The sequence below is a fragment of the Agrobacterium sp. ST15.13.015 genome (assembly GCF_027871645.1).
In the GTDB taxonomy this organism is placed as follows: Bacteria; Pseudomonadota; Alphaproteobacteria; order Rhizobiales; family Rhizobiaceae; genus Agrobacterium; species Agrobacterium leguminum.
In genome coordinates this window covers 180,897-203,567 of the sequence record NZ_JAQAHF010000003.1, presented here as the reverse complement: position 1 = coordinate 203,567, position 22,671 = coordinate 180,897, and the positions used below count along the sequence as shown (strand labels likewise).

The 22,671-nt window shown below is 57.5% G+C and carries 22 protein-coding genes and 1 pseudogene; 15 read left to right on the top strand and 8 right to left on the bottom strand.

Going from position 1 to position 22,671, the window contains the following annotated elements; genetic code table 11:
- The first annotated feature begins 52 nt into the window (after window positions 1–52).
- The 4 genes from PIB16_RS06165 to PIB16_RS06150 all read left to right on the top strand — a co-directional run bounded on the left by PIB16_RS06165 (window position 53) and on the right by PIB16_RS06150 (window position 5,157).
- Window positions 53–1,303 (top strand): sarcosine oxidase subunit beta family protein, encoded by a 1,251-nt coding sequence (locus tag PIB16_RS06165; RefSeq protein WP_271045213.1) that lies wholly within the window; start codon window positions 53–55, stop codon window positions 1,301–1,303.
- A gap of 77 nt (window positions 1,304–1,380) precedes the next feature.
- Window positions 1,381–1,656, top strand: a complete 276-nt coding sequence (locus PIB16_RS06160; RefSeq protein ID WP_065656564.1) for a sarcosine oxidase subunit delta family protein — start codon at window positions 1,381–1,383, stop codon at window positions 1,654–1,656.
- Entirely contained in the window at window positions 1,653–4,616 is a 2,964-nt protein-coding gene (locus tag PIB16_RS06155) for a sarcosine oxidase subunit alpha (RefSeq protein WP_271045212.1), read from the top strand. The genes PIB16_RS06160 and PIB16_RS06155 overlap by 4 nt, the downstream gene beginning before the upstream one ends.
- Window positions 4,609–5,157, top strand: a complete 549-nt coding sequence (locus PIB16_RS06150) for a sarcosine oxidase subunit gamma (protein WP_271045211.1) — start codon at window positions 4,609–4,611, stop codon at window positions 5,155–5,157. Before PIB16_RS06155 ends, PIB16_RS06150 begins: the two co-directional genes overlap by 8 nt.
- Before the next feature lie 271 nt (window positions 5,158–5,428).
- Here the strand turns inward: PIB16_RS06150 and PIB16_RS06145 are convergent, their stop codons facing one another.
- The 4 genes from PIB16_RS06145 to PIB16_RS06130 form a co-directional block, all read right to left on the bottom strand.
- Window positions 5,429–6,178: a GntR family transcriptional regulator gene (locus PIB16_RS06145; protein WP_271045210.1), complete on the bottom strand. Its 750-nt coding sequence runs from the start codon at window positions 6,176–6,178 to the stop codon at window positions 5,429–5,431.
- A 154-nt stretch (window positions 6,179–6,332) separates the two neighbouring features.
- Window positions 6,333–7,463, bottom strand: a complete 1,131-nt coding sequence (locus PIB16_RS06140; RefSeq protein ID WP_271045209.1) for a sugar phosphate isomerase/epimerase family protein — start codon at window positions 7,461–7,463, stop codon at window positions 6,333–6,335.
- 103 nt (window positions 7,464–7,566) lie between these two features.
- On the bottom strand, window positions 7,567–8,421 hold the full coding sequence (locus tag PIB16_RS06135) for an amino acid ABC transporter permease (protein WP_271045208.1): 855 nt from the start codon (window positions 8,419–8,421) through the stop codon (window positions 7,567–7,569).
- Window positions 8,422–8,424: 3 nt separating this feature from the next.
- Entirely contained in the window at window positions 8,425–9,360 is a 936-nt protein-coding gene (locus PIB16_RS06130; RefSeq protein ID WP_271045207.1) for an ABC transporter substrate-binding protein, read from the bottom strand.
- 529 nt (window positions 9,361–9,889) lie between these two features.
- On the opposite strand from PIB16_RS06130, the gene PIB16_RS06125 reads away from it, so the two are divergent.
- The 6 genes from PIB16_RS06125 to PIB16_RS06100 are packed head-to-tail and all read left to right on the top strand — an operon-like array spanning window position 9,890 to window position 15,949.
- Complete coding sequence (locus PIB16_RS06125; protein WP_442866773.1) at window positions 9,890–11,107, top strand: ABC transporter ATP-binding protein; 1,218 nt, start codon at window positions 9,890–9,892, stop codon at window positions 11,105–11,107.
- 19 nt (window positions 11,108–11,126) lie between these two features.
- Window positions 11,127–12,167 (top strand): extracellular solute-binding protein, encoded by a 1,041-nt coding sequence (locus PIB16_RS06120; protein WP_271045205.1) that lies wholly within the window; start codon window positions 11,127–11,129, stop codon window positions 12,165–12,167.
- Between the two features lie 9 nt (window positions 12,168–12,176).
- The gene (locus PIB16_RS06115) at window positions 12,177–13,004 is read left to right on the top strand and encodes an ABC transporter permease (protein WP_174037048.1); all 828 of its coding nucleotides are present in this window, start codon (window positions 12,177–12,179) and stop codon (window positions 13,002–13,004) included.
- Window positions 12,997–13,818 carry an ABC transporter permease gene (locus PIB16_RS06110; protein ID WP_174037049.1) on the top strand — a complete coding sequence of 274 codons (822 nt, stop codon included), beginning with the start codon at window positions 12,997–12,999 and terminating at the stop codon, window positions 13,816–13,818. The genes PIB16_RS06115 and PIB16_RS06110 overlap by 8 nt, the downstream gene beginning before the upstream one ends.
- Window positions 13,819–13,848: 30 nt before the next feature.
- A complete protein-coding gene (locus PIB16_RS06105) occupies window positions 13,849–15,273 on the top strand; it encodes a Xaa-Pro peptidase family protein (protein WP_271045204.1) in 1,425 nt (474 codons plus the stop codon).
- A gap of 1 nt (window position 15,274) precedes the next feature.
- Window positions 15,275–15,949, top strand: a complete 675-nt coding sequence (locus tag PIB16_RS06100) for a flavin reductase family protein (protein ID WP_161987915.1) — start codon at window positions 15,275–15,277, stop codon at window positions 15,947–15,949.
- Window positions 15,950–15,963: 14 nt separating this feature from the next.
- On the opposite strand, the pseudogene PIB16_RS06095 reads toward PIB16_RS06100, so the two are convergent.
- Window positions 15,964–16,337 (bottom strand): annotated as a pseudogene (locus tag PIB16_RS06095) (site-specific integrase); the annotation flags it as partial.
- A 464-nt stretch (window positions 16,338–16,801) separates the two neighbouring features.
- Here PIB16_RS06095 and PIB16_RS06090 point away from each other — a divergent pair.
- From PIB16_RS06090 to PIB16_RS06070, 5 genes are all read left to right on the top strand, one after another.
- On the top strand, window positions 16,802–18,160 hold the full coding sequence (locus PIB16_RS06090) for a tyrosine-type recombinase/integrase (RefSeq protein WP_333779991.1): 1,359 nt from the start codon (window positions 16,802–16,804) through the stop codon (window positions 18,158–18,160).
- Window positions 18,161–18,173: 13 nt separating this feature from the next.
- A complete protein-coding gene (locus PIB16_RS06085; protein ID WP_271045203.1) occupies window positions 18,174–18,893 on the top strand; it encodes a hypothetical protein in 720 nt (239 codons plus the stop codon).
- 135 nt (window positions 18,894–19,028) lie between these two features.
- Complete coding sequence (locus tag PIB16_RS06080; protein ID WP_271045202.1) at window positions 19,029–19,247, top strand: helix-turn-helix transcriptional regulator; 219 nt, start codon at window positions 19,029–19,031, stop codon at window positions 19,245–19,247.
- The gene (locus PIB16_RS06075; RefSeq protein ID WP_271045201.1) at window positions 19,244–19,975 is read left to right on the top strand and encodes a hypothetical protein; all 732 of its coding nucleotides are present in this window, start codon (window positions 19,244–19,246) and stop codon (window positions 19,973–19,975) included. Before PIB16_RS06080 ends, PIB16_RS06075 begins: the two co-directional genes overlap by 4 nt.
- Before the next feature lie 99 nt (window positions 19,976–20,074).
- Window positions 20,075–21,151, top strand: coding sequence for a hypothetical protein (locus PIB16_RS06070; protein WP_271045200.1), 1,077 nt, complete (start codon window positions 20,075–20,077; stop codon window positions 21,149–21,151).
- 32 nt (window positions 21,152–21,183) lie between these two features.
- On the opposite strand, the gene PIB16_RS06065 is transcribed toward PIB16_RS06070, so the two are convergent.
- From PIB16_RS06065 to PIB16_RS06055, 3 genes are read right to left on the bottom strand one after another with little or no spacing between them, the layout of a single operon-like run.
- Window positions 21,184–21,783 (bottom strand): DNA-3-methyladenine glycosylase I, encoded by a 600-nt coding sequence (locus PIB16_RS06065; protein ID WP_271045199.1) that lies wholly within the window; start codon window positions 21,781–21,783, stop codon window positions 21,184–21,186.
- On the bottom strand, window positions 21,780–22,073 hold the full coding sequence (locus PIB16_RS06060) for a YciI family protein (RefSeq protein ID WP_271045198.1): 294 nt from the start codon (window positions 22,071–22,073) through the stop codon (window positions 21,780–21,782). Before PIB16_RS06060 ends, PIB16_RS06065 begins: the two co-directional genes overlap by 4 nt.
- A 13-nt stretch (window positions 22,074–22,086) precedes the next feature.
- Window positions 22,087–22,668, bottom strand: coding sequence for a TetR/AcrR family transcriptional regulator (locus PIB16_RS06055; RefSeq protein ID WP_271045197.1), 582 nt, complete (start codon window positions 22,666–22,668; stop codon window positions 22,087–22,089).
- Window positions 22,669–22,671 lie beyond the last annotated feature (3 nt).

Genomic DNA, 22,671 nt, shown 5'->3' with positions numbered 1-22,671 from the left:
TCCCTTTCGAACGACGCCGGTAAGCTTGGGCGATATCGTTCGAGGTACGCAGATGCGCTATTCCGCCTTTTCCATTTTCAAGAACGGCCTTTTCGGCAACAAGGCGTGGAAACCCGCCTGGCGGGAGGTGTCTCCGAAACCGCACTACGACGTTATCATCGTGGGCGGCGGCGGCCACGGACTGGCGACCGCCTATTATCTTGCGAAAGAATTCGGCGTCACCAATGTCGCGGTGCTGGAAAAAAACTACATCGGCTCCGGCAATGTCGGTCGCAACACCACGATCATTCGCTCCAATTATCTGCTGCCGGGTAACAATCCCTTCTACGAACTTTCGATGAAGCTGTGGGAAGGGCTGGAGCAGGATTTCAATTTCAACGCCATGGTTTCCCAGCGCGGCGTGCTGAACCTCTATCATTCGGATGCACAGCGCGATGCCTATACAAGGCGCGGCAACGCCATGCGACTGCACGGCGTCGACGCCGAATTGCTGGACCGCACCGCAGTCAAGGCCGTGCTGCCGTTTCTCGATTTCGACAATGCCCGCTTTCCGGTGCAGGGCGGCCTGCTGCAAAGACGCGGCGGCACTGTGCGTCACGATGCCGTCGCCTGGGGTTATGCGCGCGGCGCAGACAGCCGCGGCGTCGATATCATTCAGGGCTGCGAGGTAACCGGCATTCGCCGCGAAAACGGGAGGGTCGTGGGTGTGGAGACCGCCAAGGGCTTCATCGGCTGCGGCAAGCTGGCGCTCGCGGCAGCAGGCAATTCCTCGCAGGTGGCCGCCATGGCCGGGCTGAAACTGCCGATCGAAAGCCATGTATTGCAGGCTTTCGTGTCTGAAGGGCTGAAGCCCTTCATCGATGGCGTCGTCACCTTCGGGGCCGGCCATTTTTACGTCTCGCAATCGGACAAGGGCGGCCTCGTCTTCGGCGGCGACATAGACGGCTACAACTCCTATGCCCAGCGCGGCAATCTGGCGACGGTCGAACATGTCGCGGAAGCAGGCAAGGCGATGATACCGGCGCTCTCCCGCGTCCGGGTGCTGCGGTCCTGGGGCGGCATCATGGATATGTCGATGGATGGTTCGCCGATCATCGACCAGACCCCGATCGACAATCTCTACCTGAATTCCGGCTGGTGTTATGGCGGCTTCAAGGCGACGCCCGCTTCCGGTTTCTGCTTCGCCCATCTTCTGGCGCGCGGCGCACCGCAGGAAACGGCAACGGCCTTCCGGCTGGATCGCTTCCGGCGCGGTTATCTCATCGATGAAAAGGGGCAGGGCGCCCAGCCTAACCTTCACTAAATCTGTAGCGGGATTTCAGGCGGAAATCGCTCACAGTTTTCGCCATCCCGCTATCTGGCGGATCAAGGACATCTGAAATGGCAAGTCTCGTGCCCTGCCCGCATTGCGGGCCAAGACCCAGGGAAGAATTCACCATCAAGGGCGCAGCCCTTCAAAGGCCCGCCGCCGATGCCGGCGCGGAGGAATGGTTCGATTATGTCTATCTGCGCGACAATCCGCGCGGAGCCTATGAGGAATATTGGCACCACACTTCCGGCTGCCGCCGCTGGCTGGTCGTCGCCCGCGATACCGCCACCCATGAGATATCCGCCTGCCGCGACGCCGCCGACAAGACGAAAGTGACAAACGCATGAGTGCCAACCGCCTGAAGACCGGCGGTCTGATCGACCGTTCCAAACCGCTTTCCTTCACCTTCGACGACAAGCCGATGTCAGGCTTTGAGGGCGACAGCCTCGCCTCCGCCCTGCTCGCCAACGGCCAGAAACTCGTCGGTCGCAGTTTCAAATACCACCGCCCGCGCGGCATATTGACGGCGGGTGCAGCTGAGCCGAACGCGCTGATAACCATTGGCCGCGGCGGGCGCACGGAGCCGAACACCCGCGCCACCATGCAGGAGCTTTATGCCGGGCTGGAAGCCAACAGCCAGAACCGCTGGCCCTCTCTCGATTTCGATATCGGCGCCTTGACCGGCCTTCTGTCTCCCTTCCTCGGGGCGGGGTTCTACTACAAGACTTTCATGTGGCCTGCCGCCTTCTGGGAAAAGGTTTATGAGCCCTTCATCCGCAAAGCCGCCGGCCTCGGTAAAGCAAGCTACGAGGCGGACCCGGATGCCTATGACAAATGCTGGGCGCATTGCGACCTGCTGGTGATCGGCTCCGGCGCGGCGGGTCTTGCCGCAGCGCTTGCCGCAGGACGCGCCGGCGCGCGCGTCATCATTGTCGATGAACATTCCGTGGCAGGCGGTTGGCTTCTTTCCGAAACGGCAGCCATCGGCGGCGAGAGCGCTGCGGATTTCGCGGCGCAATGCGTTGCCGAACTTAAAGCCCTGCCGAATGTGACGATACTGACGCGAACCACGGCTTTCGGCTGGTATGACGGCAATGTCTTCGGCGCGGTGGAGCGGGTGCAGAAACATCTGCCAGATCCGAAAGACCATGTGCCCGTGGAGCGCCTGTGGCGCATCGTCGCGAAACGAGCGCTGCTGGCAACCGGTGCGGAAGAACGACCGCTGGTCTTCGGCGGCAACGATATTCCCGGCGTGATGATGGCGGGCGCCATGCGCAGCTATCTCAATCGATATGCCGTCAGCCCCGGCACGGCGACGGCAATTTTCACCACCAATGACAGCGGTTATGCGCTCGCCCGCGATCTGGAGGCGCAGGGCGTCGCTCTGGCCGCCATCATCGACAGCCGTGAGCAGGGCAATCCGGGCTACGAAGGCAAAGCGCGCGTCATCAAGGGTGGTGTCGTCTCCAATGCCAAGGGCGGCAAGGCGCTTTCCGCCATCGAGGTTTTTGCGAATGGCAAGGCGGAGAGCCTGAATGTCGATGCGCTGGCCATGTCGGGCGGCTTCAGCCCCATCATCCATCTCGCCTGCCATCGCGGCGGCAGGCCGGTCTGGTCGGAAGACGATGCCGCTTTCCTGGCGCCCGGCAATCTCAAGGGGCTGGAACTCGCCGGCGCGGTTTCCGCAATAAACGGTGTCGCCGCCTGCCTTGAGGATGGCGCGCGGAAGGGCGCAGCGCTGGCACAAGAGCTCGGCTTTGCATCAGCTGCACCGACATTCGGCGCGGTGGAAAACGATATCGTAGCCCCGCCTGCAAAACCGCTATGGTCCATCCCCGGCATCAAGGCGAAAGCCTTTGTCGATTACCAGAACGACGTTCACCGCAAGGATCTCGGCCTCGCCATCCGTGAAGGTTATGGCCATGTCGAACTCGCCAAACGCTACACCACGAACGGCATGGCGACGGATCAGGGCAAGCTGTCGAATGTCAACGCCATCGGGCTGTTGGCCGAAGCGCGCGGCGTCTCCCCAGCGGATGTCGGCACCACGACGTTCCGGCCGTTTTATACGCCCGTCTCCTTCGGCGCACTAACTGGGGCCTATCATGGCCAGCATTTCCAACCGGTGCGCAAATCGCCGCTGCATGGTTGGGCCGAGAAAAACGGGGCCGTGTTCGTCGAAACCGGGCTTTGGTATCGCTCCTCCTGGTTTCCCCGCAAAGGCGAAAGCGGCTGGCGGGAAAGCGTCGACCGTGAGGTTCTGAATGTGCGCAAGAATGCCGGGCTCTGCGATGTATCGATGCTCGGCAAGATCGAAATCTGTGGCAGCGACGCCGCCGAATTCCTGAACCGGGTTTATTGCAACGCTTTCCTCAAACTGCCGGTCGGCAAGGCGCGTTATGGTCTGATGCTGCGTGAGGACGGCATGATCTATGACGACGGGACCACCAGCCGGCTGGAGGAAAACCGCTTCTTCATGACGACCACCACCGCCTATGCGGCGGGCGTCATGAACCATCTGGAATTCTGTGCGCAGGCGCTCTGGCCGGATCTCGATGTGCGGCTTGCCTCCGTCACAGACCAGTGGGCGCAGATGGCGATTGCCGGGCCGAAGGCGCGCGCCATTCTTCAGAGGATCGTCGATGAAGATATTTCCGACGAGGCCTTTCCCTTCGTTGCAGCCCGGGAAGTCTCCTTGTTTGGCGGGCAACTGCATGGACGCCTGTTCCGGATTTCCTTCTCCGGCGAACTGGCCTACGAGCTTGCCGTCCCGGCCGGTTACGGTGAAAGCGTCGCCGATGCGCTGATGGAAGCCGGCGAGCCGGAGAATATCATGCCCTATGGCGTCGAGGCGCTTGGCGTGCTGCGCATCGAAAAGGGCCACGTCACTCACAATGAAATCAACGGCACGGTGGTGCCCGCCGATCTCGGCTTCGGCAAAATGGTCTCCACCACGAAGACCGATTTCATTGGCCGACGGATGCTGGAGCGCGAGGGGCTTTCCGACACCGACCGCCCGAGCCTCGTCGGCGTCGTGCCGCTTGATCCAAAACAGTCCTTCCGCACCGGCTCGCATATTCTTGCGAAGAATGCCACGGCAACGCTGGAGAACGATCAGGGTTATGTGACCTCCAGCGCCTTCTCACCGCATCTGGGTTCGACCATCGGTCTCGCCCTCGTCAAGAATGGCCCTGCGCGGCATGGTGAGGAAATCATGGTCTGGAACGGTCTGCGCAACGAATTTACCCAAGCCCGCCTTTGCAACCCGGTTTTTGTCGATCCTCAAAACGAGAAACTCCATGTCTGATTTCAAGTCTGATCTCCAGTCTGACTTCCGGCCGACGCTCCGCCCGGTGCTGGGCGCAAAGCGAGCGATTGCCTCCACCGCCATCAAGCTCTCTCCCCTGCCGGAAGGCACGATCATCCACGTTCTGGCCGCACCCGGCGCAGCAGATTTGGAAGCCCGCCTTCGCGACCTTGCCACAGGCGATATACGCGCGGTCTCACCGGGCCAATTGTTCATCGTCGGTGAACACCCCCTGTCTCACGCTGATATGAAGGCGCTTCTTGCAGCGCTCGAGCCTTTGGCAACGGGTGTCGACCAGAGCCAGGGACGCGTTCGCATCCGCATCGAAGGCAAGATGGCCGAGCGGGTTCTGGCCAAAGGCACGGCGGTCGACCTGTCTTTCGCAGCATTCCCGGTGGGACATTCCGCCGCGACGCTGATCGGCCACATCGCCGCCCACCTCACCCGGCTTGACGGACAGGTCTTCGAAGTCATCGTGCTGCGCGGTTTTGCCGAAAGCCTGTGGGACGACCTTGCCCGGATGAGCCTTGAATTCCAGTGATCGCGTCGGTCAGGCGTTGCTCGATGGTGCCACTAAAACAGATGGCGTCATCTGCTGTGCCTGATTACCAAACTTATGCAAACGGCGTTTGCAACTGAATCGCTTTTATGACGCCTTCTCGGCAGGAAACGCTTTTGTTTACCCGAGAGCCAGCGTCTCACTCTTCCGGAGAGAGCTGCACCTGCACGCAGGAAATTATTTCCGCTCTTCTGACGCCGCGTCGCACGGCGGGCGCAACGAAATACCTATGGCTTGTTCTTATCTGGGCGCATCATGAAAAGTTCTCCAACACGGCGAGGAACGTGTGCCGATCCCCCTGTCCTTCAGTCAGCCTAACGCGCCCCTCGATGTCGGCGAGATGGTGGTCCATCAACTCCTGTGCCTTCGCCAGGTCTTTCGCCTTCAGCGCCGTAACGATCAGGCGGTGGTGGTCGGCGCCACAGTCGTCCTTCTTGTCTTCTTCATAGAGCGCCATGACGAGGGAAAGGCGCGCGACGATCTTGGATAGCATTTCGGTCATGACGGCATTGCCGCCAAGCTCCGCCAGGACGATATGGAATTTTCCGGAAAGCACCGTCTTCGACTTTTCGTCGCCGTGGTGGTGGATGTGCTCTTCCTCGTCGGTCAACTTTTCCAGCGCATCGAGTTGTTCGGTGGTGGCACGGGACATTACAAGGTCGAGGATCGCATGTTCGATCTTGCGGCGTGCCTCGAACAAAGCCTTGGCTTCTTCGATGCCCGGCTCTGCGACGAAGGTGCCGCGGTTGCGCTTGCGCTCGAGCAGGTGGTCGCTTTCCAGCACGCCGAGAGCGCCACGGACAACGGTGCGGCTGACGCCGAAATGGTCGGCAATGGCATCTTCGAGGATTTTGGTGCCGGGTTTCAGCGCGCCTTCGCCGATGGCAGTGGCAAGGGTCGTGCGAATGCGCTCAGAGACGTCGTCATTGACATTTTCTGCCGCTTCGGCTGCGCTCGGCGCCTTGGGGGCGGATTTTGGGGTCTGCCGACGGGTCTTCTTCATGTCCTGCTCCGCATGCATTCGAGCTGCCGGTCGCTCGATCTGATCACATCCATACACATATTGTTGCGTACATTGATACGCGATGGAAATCCACTTGATCTTGGGTTTTGGACGATGACGGCAGAGATCTCCACCGTCATCGCGTAAGTCGAAATCAGGCTGCCTGCCGTTTCGCCACGGATGGGGAAAGATCGATGCCATTATCGGCGCAGATTGTCTCGATATGCCTGGCCGAATTGCGGATGAAGACGATGGCCGCGTCGAAGCCATAGGCCTGCTTCTCATAGGACGGGTAGCCGTAGTTGGTCGCTTCATAGGTCTCCCAATCCGGGATCTCGCCTGAAGCAACACGCTTTTCAAAGGCGCTGATGAGGGAAAGATAGGCGTCGAGCTCTTCGGCATCGAGGTCCGGGTGAGCAGCGCGCCACGCAGGGTCGTCGATCTCGATGCACTGACGTGGATTGGCCTTGCGCGGCTTGTCTTCGACGGAGGCGGCAACTTCCAATGAGAGATTGAGATCCGGGTTCGCCGCTGCCAGGATTGGAATGATCGTGGCAAAATCCACGATCCCGCGACCGACGGGGCGGGTCTGGAAATCGAGGCCGCCGGTTGCGCGGCCCACATAGGCGTCCTTGATATGGGTCTGGCGAACGTATGGCGCGACACGTTTTGCGGCGTAAACCGGATGTTCCCCGCGCTGCAGGCCGTTCGCCGTGTCGAAGACAACGCCCATGCAATCCTCACCGACCTTTTCGATCAGCCTGAGGATTTCGAAGGACGTAATCTCGTCATGGGTTTCCATATTGAGATGGACACCATTGGCGCGCGCTACGGGAGCAAGCTTCAGCAAGACCTTCTCGATTGCCAGCAACTGCTCTTCCCAGGTGACGTCGGTGCGGAAGCGGTCATTTGCCAGCCTGCCACGATACTCCGATTTGAAATTGCCCGGCGAGATCCATAGTTCGCGGCAGCCGATGGAAGCACTTGCCTCGATCATTCGGGTAAAGCCCAGAATGACGTCGCCATCGCCGATCGCCCGGAACTCCGGAGCCTCGGCGCTGCAATAGGGATTGATCTTGCCGACGCCACTTTCGAGGTAGAGCCCCAGTTCATCGGCTTTCTCGCGGATGTCGCGAAGTGCTCCCTTGTCGAGCGTCGGGCTCATGTCGAGAACTGTCGGGAAGAACAGGCCCGCAAGGCCAAGCTCCTTGACAAGGTCAAGGCTTGCGAGCGGTCCGCGTTTCACGAACTCGGGAAGCTTCTGGCTATCGATACCCAGTCTCATAATAGTCTCTCCTTGGTGTTTCCTGATGGGATTCGCTGCGGTGACGATCCCTTGGTTGATTGATTTTCTGGCGTCATTGTCTGCGCGCTGGCGCCCCCCATGCTCAATTTTTGCCGCTGTTCGAGCGGCTTTTTGGCGCGAGCTTCCGTTCCAGATAGTGCTGGCCGATGGACGCAATCGTGGTGATCCCGAGATACCAAAGCGAGGCAACGCACAGGAGCTCGATGACGAGGAAGTTGCGGGCATAGATGGCCTGCGCCTGTGTCAACAAATCCTGCATCCCGATGACTGAAACGATGGCACTCGCCTTCAGCATGCCGATCGCCTGGTTTCCGGTCGGCGGGACGATCAGCCTTACTGCCTGAGGGAGGACCACCGTTCGCAGAGTCTGTGATGGTCTGAGGCCCAGAGACGATGCGGCTTCGCGCTGTCCCCGATCCACGGCAGTCAGGCCACTACGAATGATCTCGCTCATGTTCGCCGCCTCGTGCAGACCAAGCGCCAGGAAGCCGGCCAAGGCGGGTGTGACGATGTCGTTTACCGAAACCGACCAGGAACCGAATCCGATCTCGGGGACGAAGAGCGCGATGTTGAACCAGAAGAATATCTGGACGATCAGCGGTACGCCGCGGAACCACCAGACAAAGGCGACGGCGATCGCTTTAAGAACGATGTTCTGGCTCGTCGCCATAATGGCGATGAGGCAACCGATGACGATGCCGGCGATCATGGCGCCGGCCGTCAATTCGAGCGTCAGAACGACGCCGCCAAGAATGACGGGGTCGATCATGTAGCGCGGGATCTCGCTCCATTGGACGCTCTGATTTCGCCCGACAGCCAGGACCATGAGGGCCAGCACAAGGATCGCAATGCTACCGGTTGCGACCTGCCCCCAGCGTATCGGCTTGCGGACTGGAGGCACGATGGTCATGCAGATCGGTTGAGCAAAGAGTGCCATGGCTCATTCCACCGGCATGGAGGCAGCATCGTTGAACTTGACGGTCTTCACGGCAAGCGGGCCAAGGCTCCATTTCTCCATGATGGCCTGATAGGCGCCGCTGTCGACCATGTGCTGGAGCGAGGCGATCACGGCATCCCGGAGCTCTGGATTATCCTTCGAGACCAGCATGCCAAGATAACCGACGGCGAGGCGGACATCGGGCAAGGCTTGTAGGCCGACGCCTTTGCCGGTCTGCTTTTCGGTGGTGTAGACGCTCGTTGCGTAACCGTTGACGGTCGCATCGGCGCGGCCCGTTCGCACGGCCTGCAGGACGTCAGGCATTTTCGGTATGGACATGATCTCGATGGGCGCGGTCTTGCATTTTGCCGAGGCAGCAACCACGAGCCTGTTCTGGAAGGTTCCGACCGGCACGGCAACCTTCTTGCCGCAGAGGTCTTCCATGCTCTTGATGCCAAGTGGATTGCCCTTGACCGTCATGATGGTTGTTGCGTCATACATGTAGTCGATCACGTCGACCTGCTTTTCCAGTTCCACATCGTCGTTGATACCGGAAAGCGTCATGTCGAACCGCTTGGAGAGCACAGCGGGAACGATGGCTGCGCCCGCGCCGACATTGGTCATCTGCACATCGACGCCCAGAATGACGCCCAGCGCCGCCGCGAGGTCGGCATCGATGCCAATCAGCTTGCCGGCCTCGTCCTGGAAGCTGATTGGCGGCGTCAGATCCGTCGCAACCTTCAGCTCCTTCTTTTCCTTGATCGCGGCGGGCAAGCGATCTGCCAATTGCTGATTGAAGGCGACGCCTGGAAGCTTGGCCACATCCGCCTCTGGCACCATCTTCACGGGCGTACCCTCTGCAGCCTGCGCGGTTGAGGCGAGGAGAGCTAGAGCGACGCCTGCCAGGGCGGCTGTGAGAGTCTTCTTGAAACTATGCATGCGGAACCCCTTCTTCACATTATCTGTCGTCGTGAATTTTCAGATTGGACGAAGCAATCAGCATGCCAGTTTGACGTATCAGATCCTATATGACTGTTTTTAATTGCTTATTTTTTTAATACTCAGATCGCATAAAGATGCGACTTTATTTTCGCATAAAGTTTCGCAAATTCTGATGAAAAAATAATCCATCGATTAATCCTGAGCATTTTGCCCACGAACAAAATCGTTAAATTATTGATTTAATTATACAATAGTATCGCCTGTCAGGCGTGTCCCGTTACTGCCATCCTCGCGAAAGCCGCAAACTAACGCGGCTCGACGGCTTGCAACCCAGAAACCTGCACAACAAATCACCGTCGCCGATCACGAATGCACAATTAATGAATTCACACGAAAATTCGTCCTTATGTGTTTATGAATTTACGAAAGTGAATAAATCAAAAATAAATAAATATAATCAGTCCTTTGATAATTTATCCGGAATACGGAAGGCGCAATTGGCACACCAATTGCAACTGCTGTTTCCATGACCCAAAGCGAACTCAAAATTGCCGATCGACCACATCTCCGCCTGAGACCGACAAGCGCGACGCCCTCGGCCATGCAGGCGCAACCCAAGGGGACATTCATGTCGCAGACCTCGAATGCAGCAGAAGGCAAGCAGCTTAGCGTTCGTGGCCTGACCCATAGCTACGGCGGACAGAATGCGATCAGCGATATCTCTTTCGAGATAGAAGCCGGTGAGATCGTTGCGCTACTGGGCCCGAGCGGCTGCGGCAAGTCCACGGTGCTGCGCGCCATCGCGGGGCTGATCCAGCCGAAAAGCGGCGTGATCCAGCTCGGTGGCGAGGACCTTGCCCATGTTTCGGCGCGTGCGCGCGGTATCGGCATGGTCTTCCAGAACTATGCGCTGTTTCCACACCTGACGGTCGCCGAGAACATCGCCTATCCGCTGGCTTGCCAGAAGATTGGGCGCTCCGAGCGGCGCGAGCGGGTCGAGGAGATGCTCTCGCTCGTACAGTTGAAAGGGTTTGGTCATAGGCTGCCGCGTGAGCTCTCCGGTGGTCAGCAGCAACGCGTGGCGGTGGCCCGCGCCATTGCCGGACGGCCTTCGCTTCTGCTTCTCGACGAACCGTTCGGTGCCTTGGACCGTGCACTGCGTTTCGACCTGCAGGTCGAGCTTCTCCATCTGCAGAAGACGCTTGGCATCACCACGCTGATCGTCACGCACGACCAGGAGGAGGCGCAGAGCCTCGCTGGACGCTTGGTGCTAATGAACAAGGGCAATGTCGAGCAGATTGATACGCCGATGGCCGTTTATGACCGGCCGAGGACCCTCTTCGTCAATACCTTCATCGGTCAGGCCAATGTGTTGCATGGAACGGTGGACCGCGTGGAGACGGAAGCAACCACTATCTCGCTGGCGAACGGCAGGGTCCTTGTTCTCCCGCGTCGTCTGAATTTCACCACCGGCTCCAAGGTCACGATCACCTTCCGCCCCGAAGATGTGCGTCTCTCCGCCACGCCGAGCGCATCTGCCCTGCCGGCACGACTGACCGTGTCAGTGCCGCTTGGGCCTACCCTAGTCCATGATCTCCTTCTCGAAGACGGGACAAACCTTCGTTCCTCCGAGGTCCGCGGGCCTTCGACCTTCATCCCCGAGCCGGGAGCACAGCTCTTTGCCGAGATAGACACCATGAGGTGTCACGCCTTTCCGAGCGAACCGGAAGCATTCCGTAAATAACAACAACAGAGGTGAACAGATGCAAGACTTCAACATCACAAGACGCCGTTTCGGACTGCTTGCCGCCGGTGCGGCTGTTGCAGCAACCGTTCCTTTCGCCGCCCGTGCGGCTGGTGGCACGGCGGTTGCCGCGACCTTCCCAGGCAACTGGGAAGACGGCTATCGCACGGTGCTGACGCCACTCGTGAAGGATGCCGGCTTCGATCTGACGGTCGCCCCGGCAATGGCGCAGGACCAACTCGCCAAGGTCATGGCAAGCCCCGGCAATCCGCCTTACGACACGCTTCTGATGTCGCCCGGTCAGATGGCTATAGCCGTCGAAAACGACCTCATCCAGAAGATCGACCCGTCGAAGCTCAAAAATTGGGGAATGCTCGATCCGGCCTTCCAGGGCGAATACGGCCCGACCGTCACGGTCGAGGTCAACGGCATTGCCTATAATCCCGATCTCGTCCCGGCGCCGAAGGGCTACCGCGATCTCTTTGAAAACCCTGCTTATAACGGCCTGGTATCTTGGACCGGCTTCGCCTCCAACACGGGCGTGATGGCCTATACCGAGATCGCCAAGATTTACGGCTCGGGTCCAACCGACATGGATGCTGTCTTCAAGCTGTTCAAGGAACACCCGGAGCAAATCAAGGGCGTGGTGGCCAGCACGAACCACCAGATGACGCTGTTCCAGCAGGGTGAAATTGCAGTCTTCATGTGCTCGACGGGCAATGTCGCGAAGTTGAAGGCCATGGGGCTGAAGGCCGAATTCGTCCAGCCGGAAACGGGTTCGCCCGCAGCGCCCGTCAACATTCATTTGACCAAGGGCGCCAAGAACGTTGACGCGGCCTATGCCTATATAGATGCCGCGATTTCCAAGGCCGCACAGGACAAGCTGAAGATGCCGCCGCAGGAAATGTTCCCGACGAACAGGCAGGTCGAGCTGACGCCGGGCATCGAGGCCTATGTGAAGCGCGAGCAGCTTGCGTCTCTCGTCTATCCGGACTGGGCTGCCATCAACAAGAACCGGCCGGAATGGATCCGCCAGTTCGACGCCCTCGTCGCCGGTTGAGGTAGCACCATGAAAGCGAGCGGCTTCCCCTACGTTATCCCGATGCTTCTGCTGTCGGTGGCGTTCTTCGCGACGCCGCTCGCCGTCCTTGTCGGGTTCAGCTTCATTGGACCCGACGGCCTGTCCCTGCACAATTACGCGCGCTTTCTTGGCGATGCGTTCAACTATCGCGTTCTCGTCAACACCGCCAAGCTCGGGGTACAGACCATCTTCACCACGACGCTGCTCGGTGTGCCGATCGCGCTGTTCTACTGGCACAGCGGCAAGACCGCACGCCAGATCATCATTTTCCTGACGCTGATCCCGATGTTGACCAGCAATGTGGTTCGGACTTTTGCCTGGATCGTCATTCTCGGGCGGCAGGGACCGATCAGCGAGACATTCGTGGCGCTTGGACTGGCCGAGCGTCCCTTCACACTCATGTCGACGGAACTCGGCCTGGTGATGGCCATGTGCCAGATCGACCTCCCGCTGATCATCCTGCCGCTGGTGGCGATCCTGTCGCGCATCCCCGTAACCTATACCGAGGCTGCGCAGGTTTCTGGTGCCGGGCCGTGGCGCATCCTGGCCACGGTCCTGTTGCCGATGATGCTGCCTGGGCTTCTGGCGGGTTGGATTCTCGTTTTTGCCAGCACCAGTGCTTCCTTTGTCACCCAGGCGGTGATTGGCGGCGCGCGCAACGTCTATGTGCCGCAATTGATCTATCGCGAGGTCGGCACGCTGTTCGACTGGCCGATGGCGTCTGCCATCGCCGTCGTGCTCCTCATGTCGACCGGTTTTCTTCTCGTCGGCATGACCATGATTTCCCGTCACCGGAGGCTTGTCGGCCATGCGTAGAAAATCCGAAAACCCGGTCCCCACCATTCTCTACAAGGCTTTCGTCTTCGGCTTCGGCGGCCTGAGCCTGATCTATCTCGTGGCCCCGATCGTCATCGCGATCACCATGTCGTTTACTTCAGGGCAGACGCTCAAATACCCACCGGAGGGCTTCTCGCTGCGCTGGTATGAGGCGTTGCTCGATCCTATCCGCTCCGGGACGGAGCATATTGCCGCCGGCAACTCGCTGAAGATCGCAGGCCTTGCCGTTCTCGGTTCGCTGCTCTTCGCCGTGCCCGCCACGATCGGCATGGCTCGACTGCAGCGTCGGTCGGTCAACACAATCGAACCGTTGCTTCTCGCCCCGCTGGTCTTGCCGAGTCTGGTGTATGGTCTGGCTGCGCTGATCGTCGCCAATTTCGTTGGCTTGCAGCCTTCGCTGTGGCTCACGGTCGTCGGCCATGTGGTGGTTTTCGGGCCACTGATGTATCGCGCCGCCTCGGTCGTCGCACAAGGTATCAATCCCTCGCTGGCGGAAGCGTCGACAGTGATGGGAGCCACGTGGTTCACGACGCTGAGGCGCGTGATCCTGCCCTTGCTGACACCCGGCATTCTCGCCGGCGCATTTCTCGTCTTCATCCAGTCGCTCGACAATGTTTCCGTCTCGCTCTTCCTGGCCGATGCGCAGACGACAGTGCTGCCGCTCAGGATGTTTGCGCTGATCGAGGAGTCGCTCGACGTGCGCGTTGCTGCCATGTCCGGCCTGCTGATCGGGCTGACGCTGGTGGTGATGCTGGTGGCAAGGCGGGTGCTGGCGCCTACACGACAGGCCTGACGAAAAAGACAATATTGGAAGGAATAGCCCATGAACATGACCGCCACCAGATCAGGAGCCTATCGCATCGGCTCGCTGCTCGCCGACTTTCAGCCGGATTTCGATTTCGCAGCGCCCTTGCCCTTACCCGTCGAGGAATTCGAGGAACGTCTGCGGCGTATCCGCCGCCAGGCGGTGGAGGCTGGGCATGACGCCCTGATTGTCCACACGGGTGGTGTGGGCTGGTTTCACACGTCGAACCACTATCTGCGCTATATCTGCGACTGGATGCGCGAAGGCGTGCTGATCATTCCGACGGATGCCGACAAACCGATGGTGCTTTTGTCCTTCTTTACCCAGTCCGTCCTCCTGCCACCGGGAGGCGAGCCGGTTCTTGTTGAGGACATCTGGCAGATTGGCCCGATTGGGCGGGAATATGCTGACCGTCCGGGCGACAGCGTCATCAAGACCGCCGAAAAATGTGCCGAACTGCTGGCAGGCATGGGGCTATCGAAAGCGCAGATCGGCCGCATTGGCGACCGCACCTCGCTCACCTTCTGGGCAGGCCTCGACGCATTGATGCCAGGCGTGAAATTCGTTGCCGACAATGCCATTCTCGACCGCATGCAAAAGGTCCGCTCGCCACGCGAGATCGAGATGTTTCGGGCGGCCGCCCAATTGGTCAGCATCGCCACTCAGGCGGCCTATCACGTAGCGAAACCCGGCGTGACCGACCACGAGATCTACGCGGCCTTCACCCAGGCGCAACTCTCCTTCGGTGGCGAGACCGGTGACGGTTACCAGATCGGCATCAACGAATTTGGCACCCATTGCGGCAAGCCCTATGGCCATGTCGTGCGACCGGGAGACCTGATCAATCTCTATGTCTCCAACGTCACCTATCGGGGTTACACCGCTCAGACTGCAAGGATGATCGCCGTTGGCGAGATCACCAAGCGCCAGGAAGAGGTGCTCGCCGCCTGTACCGAAGGTGTCAAGCGGGCGGAAAAGCTGATCCGCCCCGGTGCCCTGATGCGCGACGTGAACAATGCGGCCTTCGAGCCCATGATCGAGCGCGGCATGCTGGCGTCGCCGGAAGCCCGGACCATGCCTTACAACTGGGCACCGATGGATGACGGCAGCGCGAGGCTTATCCCGCGCCAATATGTCAAGAACATCGACTGGGAGGCGCAGGGCCGCACGCTCATGCATGTCTATCCGGCGACACATGGCCCGCATAACCCCAATCTCGGCCATTCGGTCGGCATGGCCGGCGGCCAGAACAGCTTCAACATATCCTCTCACAACTACGATCGGATGGAGGAGGGCATGGTCTTCGTGCTCCACACACAGTGGCTTGAGCCACTGTCGGCCGGCTGCAATGTCGGTGACATGTATGTCGTGACCAAGGACGGGTTCGAAAACCTGTCGCGCCACACTCCGCTTGAAACCCACCGCATTGCTGCCGAGGCCTGAGATGACCGATACGACCCGAGCGCACACCCATTTCGATTTCTCCAGGCTCACCGAGCGCGAGCGCTACAAGATCCTGATCGGCACCGTCATCCCGCGCCCGATCGCGCTTGTGACAACCGTCGACAGAGACGGTCGCCCCAATGCCGGGCCGTTCAGCTTCTTCAATGTGCTGACCCATGATCCGGCAATCGTTGCGATCGGCGTGGAAAATTACGCCGACATGCGCTTCAAGGATACGGCCCGCAACATCCGCGAGACCGGTGAATTTACCGTCCATATCTGCGATAACGCTCTCGTGGATCAGATGGAGATCTGCGCCATCAAATTCGGTCCTGGCATCAACGAGATGGAAGAGGCGGGTCTCGAAACCGTGCCGGGTGAGATGGTGTGCAGTCCGCGCATTCTCGCCGCACCCGCAGCACTTGAGTGCCGTCGTCATACCACATTGCAGGTAGGTCCCGCCCGCGAGATCATCCTCGGTGAAGTCGTAGGCGTCTTCGTGCGCAGCGACGCCGTCAACACATCCAACCTGCATATCGATCAGCAAATGATGGACGCCGTTGGCCGCATGGGCGGGCATACCTATACCCGCACCCGCGACCAGTTCGACATCAAGACGCTGAGTCCGCAAGAATGGGAGAGCCGGAAGATTTGTAAGACCGACGCAGCTGAGTAAAGGCTCGGATCAGGAAGCGGCAGCCCCCAATCGCGGATTGCGACCTTAAGGACGTGGCTAAGGATCGCAAGTTCGCGGACAGCACTAGATGGAGCTACACTCTGAAGCCGCTCGTCACGGAACGACGCAATGTCCTGCTGGCTCAGGCCGATCATCGTCCGGTAGGCGAGTTCGTGGCGACGGAGCACGTCGATCCGCTATATCTCTTGGACGGCCCCGCGCTTAAGAGGTGAGACTTCGCACTGGTAACGTTCGAGAAGCTGTCCGAGCGTCGTGCTTTCAAGGATTTTCGTGTCCGGCGCCGCACCGAACCGGTCTACTTGTGCTTCGAGGTCGCGCGCCCCCTTTTCCGCTACTTCGTGTCACAGCTTTTGCAGCGGGGCTTCATGCCGCGCCGACGAACCTATGCCTGCCAACGTCCTCTGAGTTTTCCGATTGCCGCCATCGTGATCTCCAACATTCATTGTCGATCACGCGTACCGAGCCGCTTGGAGTTGACCGCGAAACCTCTACACTCTTAGCAAAAGTTTTCACTACGCTTTGGTCCAAGGGCCTCACGAAGCGCGATATTGCGAATGATATTAATCTACCATGGGAAGAGATCGAATCGCTTGTTTTTGGGCTGACCGGGTCTTCTCTGGTGCGGCCCACAGAGGGTAACCTATCCGTTGTAAGTCAAAAGCGCTAACGCACACCGGCGAGCGCTCATCTCGAATGCCTAGCCGGGCCTGCAATGTTCAGTCCAACCTACAGCATCATTGGCGCAGTGCCGACAATGTGGCCCTACCGCTCGAAAATGAGGCGTGTCACAAATTAAGTGAATACAACTATTCTAACATTGAGAGAGAAACCTTGTCACCCAAGGCAATTTATGGCGGAGAGGGTGGCCGACAACTTGAAGGCCAAAGATGTGCAGAGCCATCAAATAAAGTATTTACTACCAATAACATAAATATGCGGTTGCTCCAACGCAGTTCATTGCAGAGCAATGAAATGCGGCTTATTATGTGGGTTATTTTGTGGGGTAAGATCAAAACAATGAGCAAACCGCGAGGAAAACATCCCGAAAAAGCACTTTCAGCTCTTCAGGTGAAACAACTGTCTGCGGCTGGCCGATATGCCGATGGAAATGGCCTGTATTTGGTCGTTGATCCTTCCGGTGCCAAACGCTGGACTCTTCGATTGACGATCCAGGGAAAGCGATGCGACATGGGCTTGGGTAGTCTTTCGCTAGTGAGTTTAGCGGAGGCGCGCGACAAGGCGTTAGAGTACCGCAAAGCTGCTCGGCGGGGTGAAAATCCATTGGCAGCAAAAAGACAGTCGAAAATAATCTGCCCGACGTTTGAGGAAGCCGCACAAGCAGTGTTCACTGATCACAAGCTTGCTTGGAAAAACGATAAACACATTCAGCAATGGATTAATACGTTAAAAGAGTACGCGTTTCCCGTCATTGGTGACATGCGCGTTGATAAAGTCGAAACCCGGGACGTTTTACGCGTTTTATCGCCAATCTGGTTGACCAAGCCTGAAACGGCTAGACGGGTCCGGCAACGCCTCACCAACATTTTCGATTGGGCGAAAGCTTCGGGTTATCGGGAAGGAGATAACCCAGTTGAAGGGGTGACGAAGGGACTACCGAGGCAGACCGGTCGAGTAAATCATCACGCGGCACTCCCATTTGCAGACGTTCCCAATTTTCTCGCGCAGCTCAGAGCTTCAAATAGTAACCAAATATCCAAACTTGCGTTTGAATTACTCATCATGACAGCTACCCGCACAAGCGAAACCCTATTCGCAAAACCCGAGGAGTTTGACCTTGTTCACAAAATTTGGATTATCCCAGCAGAGAGAATGAAGACGAAACGCGAGCACAGAGTTCCCCTGTCCGCTAAGGCTGTCACAATCATTGAGGAAGCTAAAAGAATTTCGCTGGGCGGAGAATATCTTTTCCCCGGTCGAAAGGAGGATCACCCCCTCTCGAACATGGTTTTCCTGAAAATTATCCAAGGACTAAACGCATCTATTACTGCACATGGTTTTAGATCCTCGTTTCGCGATTGGGCAGCTGAAGCAACTAACCATGCACATGATGTCGTGGAGATGGCGCTCGCCCACACTATTCAAAACAAAGTTGAAGCTGCATATCGGCGCGGTGACCTATTTGAAAAAAGAAGGATACTTATGGATGATTGGGCAAATTTCCTAAATTGAGCGGATAATTAAATTGGAAAATTTCTTCGAAATAAGAAAAGAAGAAGTAAAAAAGCAGTTTGAACATATTTACGGAATTAAATATGACGATACTCTGACTCGCTTAAAAGATAAGCTCCTCCTTACGCCGAGCGAGGATCCAAAAATTGAAAACTTGCGTAAAAGAATAACTCGAACAAAGGCGAATAGTAAATACGTGGAAGTTGCTTTAGGTGACGCTCTATTCGCTCTAGCGCTTTTTGTGACTCCAAGAGGCAAAGAAGAGCGGAAAAAGAAGCACGACAGCTGGAAACGAACCTTTGACGCTTTCGGTGAGTTGAGCATTGTGGCTCATCGTATTTCAAAATCTCACCTAAAGGAGCTTAATCGCAAGCTCGTCAAAAAGGGTGAAACAGAATGGCCCTTCGATATAAGACGCCGTGCATTGAGCGCGCAGAGGGTAATATCAAGTCAAATCATACTGGAAACGAGAGGACGGTCTCAAAGTCCAATTTCCTTCTTCGCACAGAAAGTTTTTGAGGCGATCGAAGATTTGATCGGGGGCGACTTACGTCGTTCGTATGAATTAGCCAACGATAAGAAAGACGGTCGGGTGATTGTCACCTTCACGAACTCACACCCTCAATTGATTCACGATCTGACTTGCGTGGTCTTCCCGAATGCAACCGCAAAACAGGTAAGAGCGGCACTCAAACAAATTCCGGCAAAAAAATCCGGAAAAAACACCGGATAAGTGAGTTCTTTTTCTGGATTATTCGTGAATGACTGCCCCCTCTCGCAGCGTTTTTCCTGGGTTATAAAATTGTAGCCAGCCTGCAAGTTGTGTGTAATTTGAGTGTCCTCGACGCAAACTCATAGAGGACACTAAATGGACAAAGCACAGCTTCAACATCACACCTTGCTTCGCCCCAACCAGATTGCGGGACCTGATGGCATTCTTGGTTGCAGCAAATCAACATTTTGGATGATGGTTCGCGACGGCCGAATTTCTCGGGGAATCCGGCTTGGCCCAAAAATGCGCGCCTGGAGGGCCTCCGAAATCATTGCCTTTATTGATCGTCTCGAGCGGGAAGGCAACGCATCGTGAGCTTTTATCGTAGCGAACGTAAATTAGGGAAAGGTGGGGACCAAACGCTCCCACCTTCTTCACTCGAAATAAAACAACCTTTCGGAAGCCAGATCGTTCTCTATAATCCTCGACTGGCATCGAAGCATGAAGCCCCGGCACTGCCGGCATTCACTCAACGTCTTTCTGCCGTCGTTAAAGCGGAGAATATCTGCACCGAGCTCGACCCACTCCGTCAGAAAATACGCTTCCCACTTTCTCCTGACGATCCAGCAACCATCGAAAACATGGCATTCATCTTCGCTGCCGCGAAGATTATGCAGGACGACCGTGATCAGTGGAACCAATTCTGCTTGTCAGCCCTGTGGCAAAAACATCGGAACAGGCCCAGGACGAATTCGGAGGATCAGGCCAACGCGCTAACCTTCGTTATCCGGTACATTGTCACGACGGAGGGAACCCCTGCACAAGCAAAGAGCCTTAACAACCTCCTCGGGCCATTTTGGCAAGACGGGATCAAAGCTGAGCAACTTCCTACAGAATTGGCCGAGCGACTTCGGAGTAATCGGGGCCGCAAGCGCTCGAACTGGAAAATCGTTTGCAACCCTGTCTCAAGAGAACTCGCTGCCCTGTCGGCGGAAACGGCGGCAACCATCAAAGTTGTCGTTACCCAAGCGCTTACCGGCCACGTGGTCCTTGAGATTCAGGAGGTGCTGAGCCGCGAGACGCTGCAGCCACCCCTTTTGTAATACACCCTTTACACAGCAAACCCCACTAACCCCCATACCGGTAAATAAGCCTATGCCATGGGTACCCTAAGTGCATATCGACATCATTAGGAGCCTACTATGACGCGTAAACCTATTACCTCCCTTGAGCAGTTTGTGATGGCCCATGAGGACCTCGACAAGGCGATGTGGCGTCATCACGTGTCCGATGCCGGTAAGAACAAGCTGCGGCCCGAAATCATGGCCAAATTGCTGAAGCAGAACGCGATTGATATGTTCGCCATGAACCTGCACACCAGAATCGTGTTTGCGGAGAAAACTGACCACTACATTCAGCAGCGCCTTACGCTGGGCGAAATCACGGACGCCTTCTTCGTCGATATCGCATGCAAGAAGCATATTCGCAGCATCTCTAACATCGAAACCTTCGACCTGGAGAAAATCCGCAAATGGATGTCAGCCCGTCTGAAGGAATTGAACTTCTTCGGCGCATTGGACGCCGCCTACTACTATAACGGCACGCCTCTGACCAACAAGAAGGAACCGGCGGTGTGCTGGCACGGCCACTTCGTGGTTTGGGGCACAACGCAGAAGCAGCTGAAAAAATGGCAGAAGAAGACCAACGAACGCTTTGAGGCCGGGTGGCCCGGAGGCAAGTGCCTTTACTTTAAAAACTGGACCGAAAACATTGAGGGTCGCGCCATGTACATGGTGAAAGCCCCTCAAAGCGAATACTCAGTAGCGTTGTACAAGCAATACAAGGAGACGTTCGATCCTGAAACCGGTGAGGTTGAGGAAATCGAGATCGATAAGGCCAAACAGTACAAGCGGCCACTGAGGCCCGGCTCGTTCAAAAATATCGTCGAGCTGTATTCCCGCGTGGAGATGCGCGACGTGCTCATAGCTGGTGGGCAGGGAAAGAGCCTTCTATCCGACGTGATGAATAGCGCGGCTAACCAGCTAGCGGAGGACAGAGAAGCACAGCTTGCGGCTCGTGCAGAGGCAATCGGTCTACCGTGGGCACCAAACCCGGCCCCCTTGGCGTGGCATCAAATCCAACAAAGAGCAGAACAAGCAAACAAGCCTGCCCTACTTCGTGCCGCTGATGATGTCGTCACGAACGCAATCTCCCGCCTGAGGAAAGCGCCATTGTCGCCGCTCGAAAACCTGCGTTTAGGCGTTAAGATCAAGAGTTAGTGGACAGTGAAGGGTCACGAAATTCACGGCGATCAGGTGCGGAGCAACTCCCTTCGGGCCTGATCGACTTCAGTTCGTATCACACACTCCTCGGCGTGATCGTTGACCAGACCCATCGCCTGCATGAACGCATAAACCGTGGTGGGACCAACGAACTTCCAGCCGCGTTTGCGCAATTCTTTGGACAATCGTTCGGAAGTTGGTGAGGTCGAGCGGCTTTGAGGTTGGGCATTGTCATTTTCCTCAAACCTCCAGAAGAACGTCGACAATGAGCCTCCAGTCTCGACCAGATCGCAAGCGCGGCCCGCGTTGTTGATGACTGCTTCAATCTTTCCCCGATGGCGGACAATGCCGGCATCCACCAGCAGCCGCGCCACATCGGCATCATCGAACTGGGCCACTGTATGGAAATCGAAGCCCGCAAACGCAGCCCGGAAGTTCTTTCGTTTGGCCAGAATGGTGCGCCAACTCAAACCCGACTGGAAGCTCTCAAGGCACAGTTTCTCGAACAGTCGGATGTCATCCGTGACCGGGAAACCCCATTCGCGATCATGATAGGCGAAGAACTCTGGTGCGGCCGCGCACCAGCGGCAGCGGGGGCGCCCATCCGGGCCGGGAACCGTCCCGCTCACTGGGCCGCTTTCAGAAAATCCAAGGCGGCGACGGTGCGCTTGGGGTCGATCTCAAAGGTTTCGGCCGTCACCACACACTCCACAACGAAAGGGTCAAGGGCAATGCGTGCATCATGTTCGGCTCGACTTTCGCCGTGGGCGAGGATCGCGCCGCCAACAGCAGGTTGTATCGAGCCGACGCAGAGAAACACACCATCGACGAAGCCCTGCGCTATCCAATCATTGTGCGCTGCCATGAAGATGGACGCAGCGGCACGGTTCTCGGCAAATTTCAGGAAGGTAACAAACATCGACGCTCCTTGATCAATGGGCTGGGCGAACGTCCGGCAGGGTTGCCAGCCACTGCTCGATCCCTGCCACCTCGTTGCGGATAAAAGTTTCTTCGCGGAATGCGTTGGCCATGACCGCCACTCCCTGCGACCAAGCGAGAAGGTGAAGTGCCAGTGCTTCGGCACGGTCACCAGCGCCAAGCTCTCGGAACTGCTCGGTGAGCCAATCGCGAAACAGCCCAAAGATTTCCACCGCTCGATGGTGGGCGACATGATCGAGCTTGGCGAGCTCAGAGCAGAGTGTGCCGACGGGACACCCGAAAGCCATGATCTTCGTCTGATTGCCGATCAGCATGTTGATGAAGGACAGGATGCGCTCGCGCGGGTTCTCGCTTTCTACCTGCCAGCCGTCGAGCATCATGCGTGTCACGTGGATGCGACGCTCGATCACGGCATCTAGAATGTCGTCCTTGGTCTTAAAATGATGGTAAAAATTGCCGCGCGATATTCCCACGACCGCAGCTATGTCCGCGAACGATGTGGCCTCGAAACCGCCTTTGTAGAACAGCGCGTCCGCTTTCTCAATTATCAGTTCACGGGTAGATGATGGTGTCATTGT

What these genes read in the sequence shown, in the direction of transcription:
- PIB16_RS06165 (WP_271045213.1), top strand. Translation starts at nt 53, where the DNA reads ATGCGCTATTCCGCCTTTTCCATTTTCAAGAACGGCCTTTTCGGCAAC.
- PIB16_RS06160 (WP_065656564.1), top strand. Translation starts at nt 1,381, where the DNA reads ATGGCAAGTCTCGTGCCCTGCCCGCATTGCGGGCCAAGACCCAGGGAA.
- PIB16_RS06155 (WP_271045212.1), top strand. Translation starts at nt 1,653, where the DNA reads ATGAGTGCCAACCGCCTGAAGACCGGCGGTCTGATCGACCGTTCCAAA.
- PIB16_RS06150 (WP_271045211.1), top strand. Translation starts at nt 4,609, where the DNA reads ATGTCTGATTTCAAGTCTGATCTCCAGTCTGACTTCCGGCCGACGCTC.
- PIB16_RS06145 (WP_271045210.1), bottom strand. Translation starts at nt 6,178, where the DNA reads ATGAAGAAGACCCGTCGGCAGACCCCAAAATCCGCCCCCAAGGCGCCG.
- PIB16_RS06140 (WP_271045209.1), bottom strand. Translation starts at nt 7,463, where the DNA reads ATGAGACTGGGTATCGATAGCCAGAAGCTTCCCGAGTTCGTGAAACGC.
- PIB16_RS06135 (WP_271045208.1), bottom strand. Translation starts at nt 8,421, where the DNA reads ATGGCACTCTTTGCTCAACCGATCTGCATGACCATCGTGCCTCCAGTC.
- PIB16_RS06130 (WP_271045207.1), bottom strand. Translation starts at nt 9,360, where the DNA reads ATGCATAGTTTCAAGAAGACTCTCACAGCCGCCCTGGCAGGCGTCGCT.
- PIB16_RS06125 (WP_442866773.1), top strand. Translation starts at nt 9,890, where the DNA reads ATGACCCAAAGCGAACTCAAAATTGCCGATCGACCACATCTCCGCCTG.
- PIB16_RS06120 (WP_271045205.1), top strand. Translation starts at nt 11,127, where the DNA reads ATGCAAGACTTCAACATCACAAGACGCCGTTTCGGACTGCTTGCCGCC.
- PIB16_RS06115 (WP_174037048.1), top strand. Translation starts at nt 12,177, where the DNA reads ATGAAAGCGAGCGGCTTCCCCTACGTTATCCCGATGCTTCTGCTGTCG.
- PIB16_RS06110 (WP_174037049.1), top strand. Translation starts at nt 12,997, where the DNA reads ATGCGTAGAAAATCCGAAAACCCGGTCCCCACCATTCTCTACAAGGCT.
- PIB16_RS06105 (WP_271045204.1), top strand. Translation starts at nt 13,849, where the DNA reads ATGAACATGACCGCCACCAGATCAGGAGCCTATCGCATCGGCTCGCTG.
- PIB16_RS06100 (WP_161987915.1), top strand. Translation starts at nt 15,275, where the DNA reads ATGACCGATACGACCCGAGCGCACACCCATTTCGATTTCTCCAGGCTC.
- PIB16_RS06080 (WP_271045202.1), top strand. Translation starts at nt 19,029, where the DNA reads ATGGACAAAGCACAGCTTCAACATCACACCTTGCTTCGCCCCAACCAG.
- PIB16_RS06070 (WP_271045200.1), top strand. Translation starts at nt 20,075, where the DNA reads ATGACGCGTAAACCTATTACCTCCCTTGAGCAGTTTGTGATGGCCCAT.
- PIB16_RS06060 (WP_271045198.1), bottom strand. Translation starts at nt 22,073, where the DNA reads ATGTTTGTTACCTTCCTGAAATTTGCCGAGAACCGTGCCGCTGCGTCC.
- PIB16_RS06055 (WP_271045197.1), bottom strand. Translation starts at nt 22,668, where the DNA reads ATGACACCATCATCTACCCGTGAACTGATAATTGAGAAAGCGGACGCG.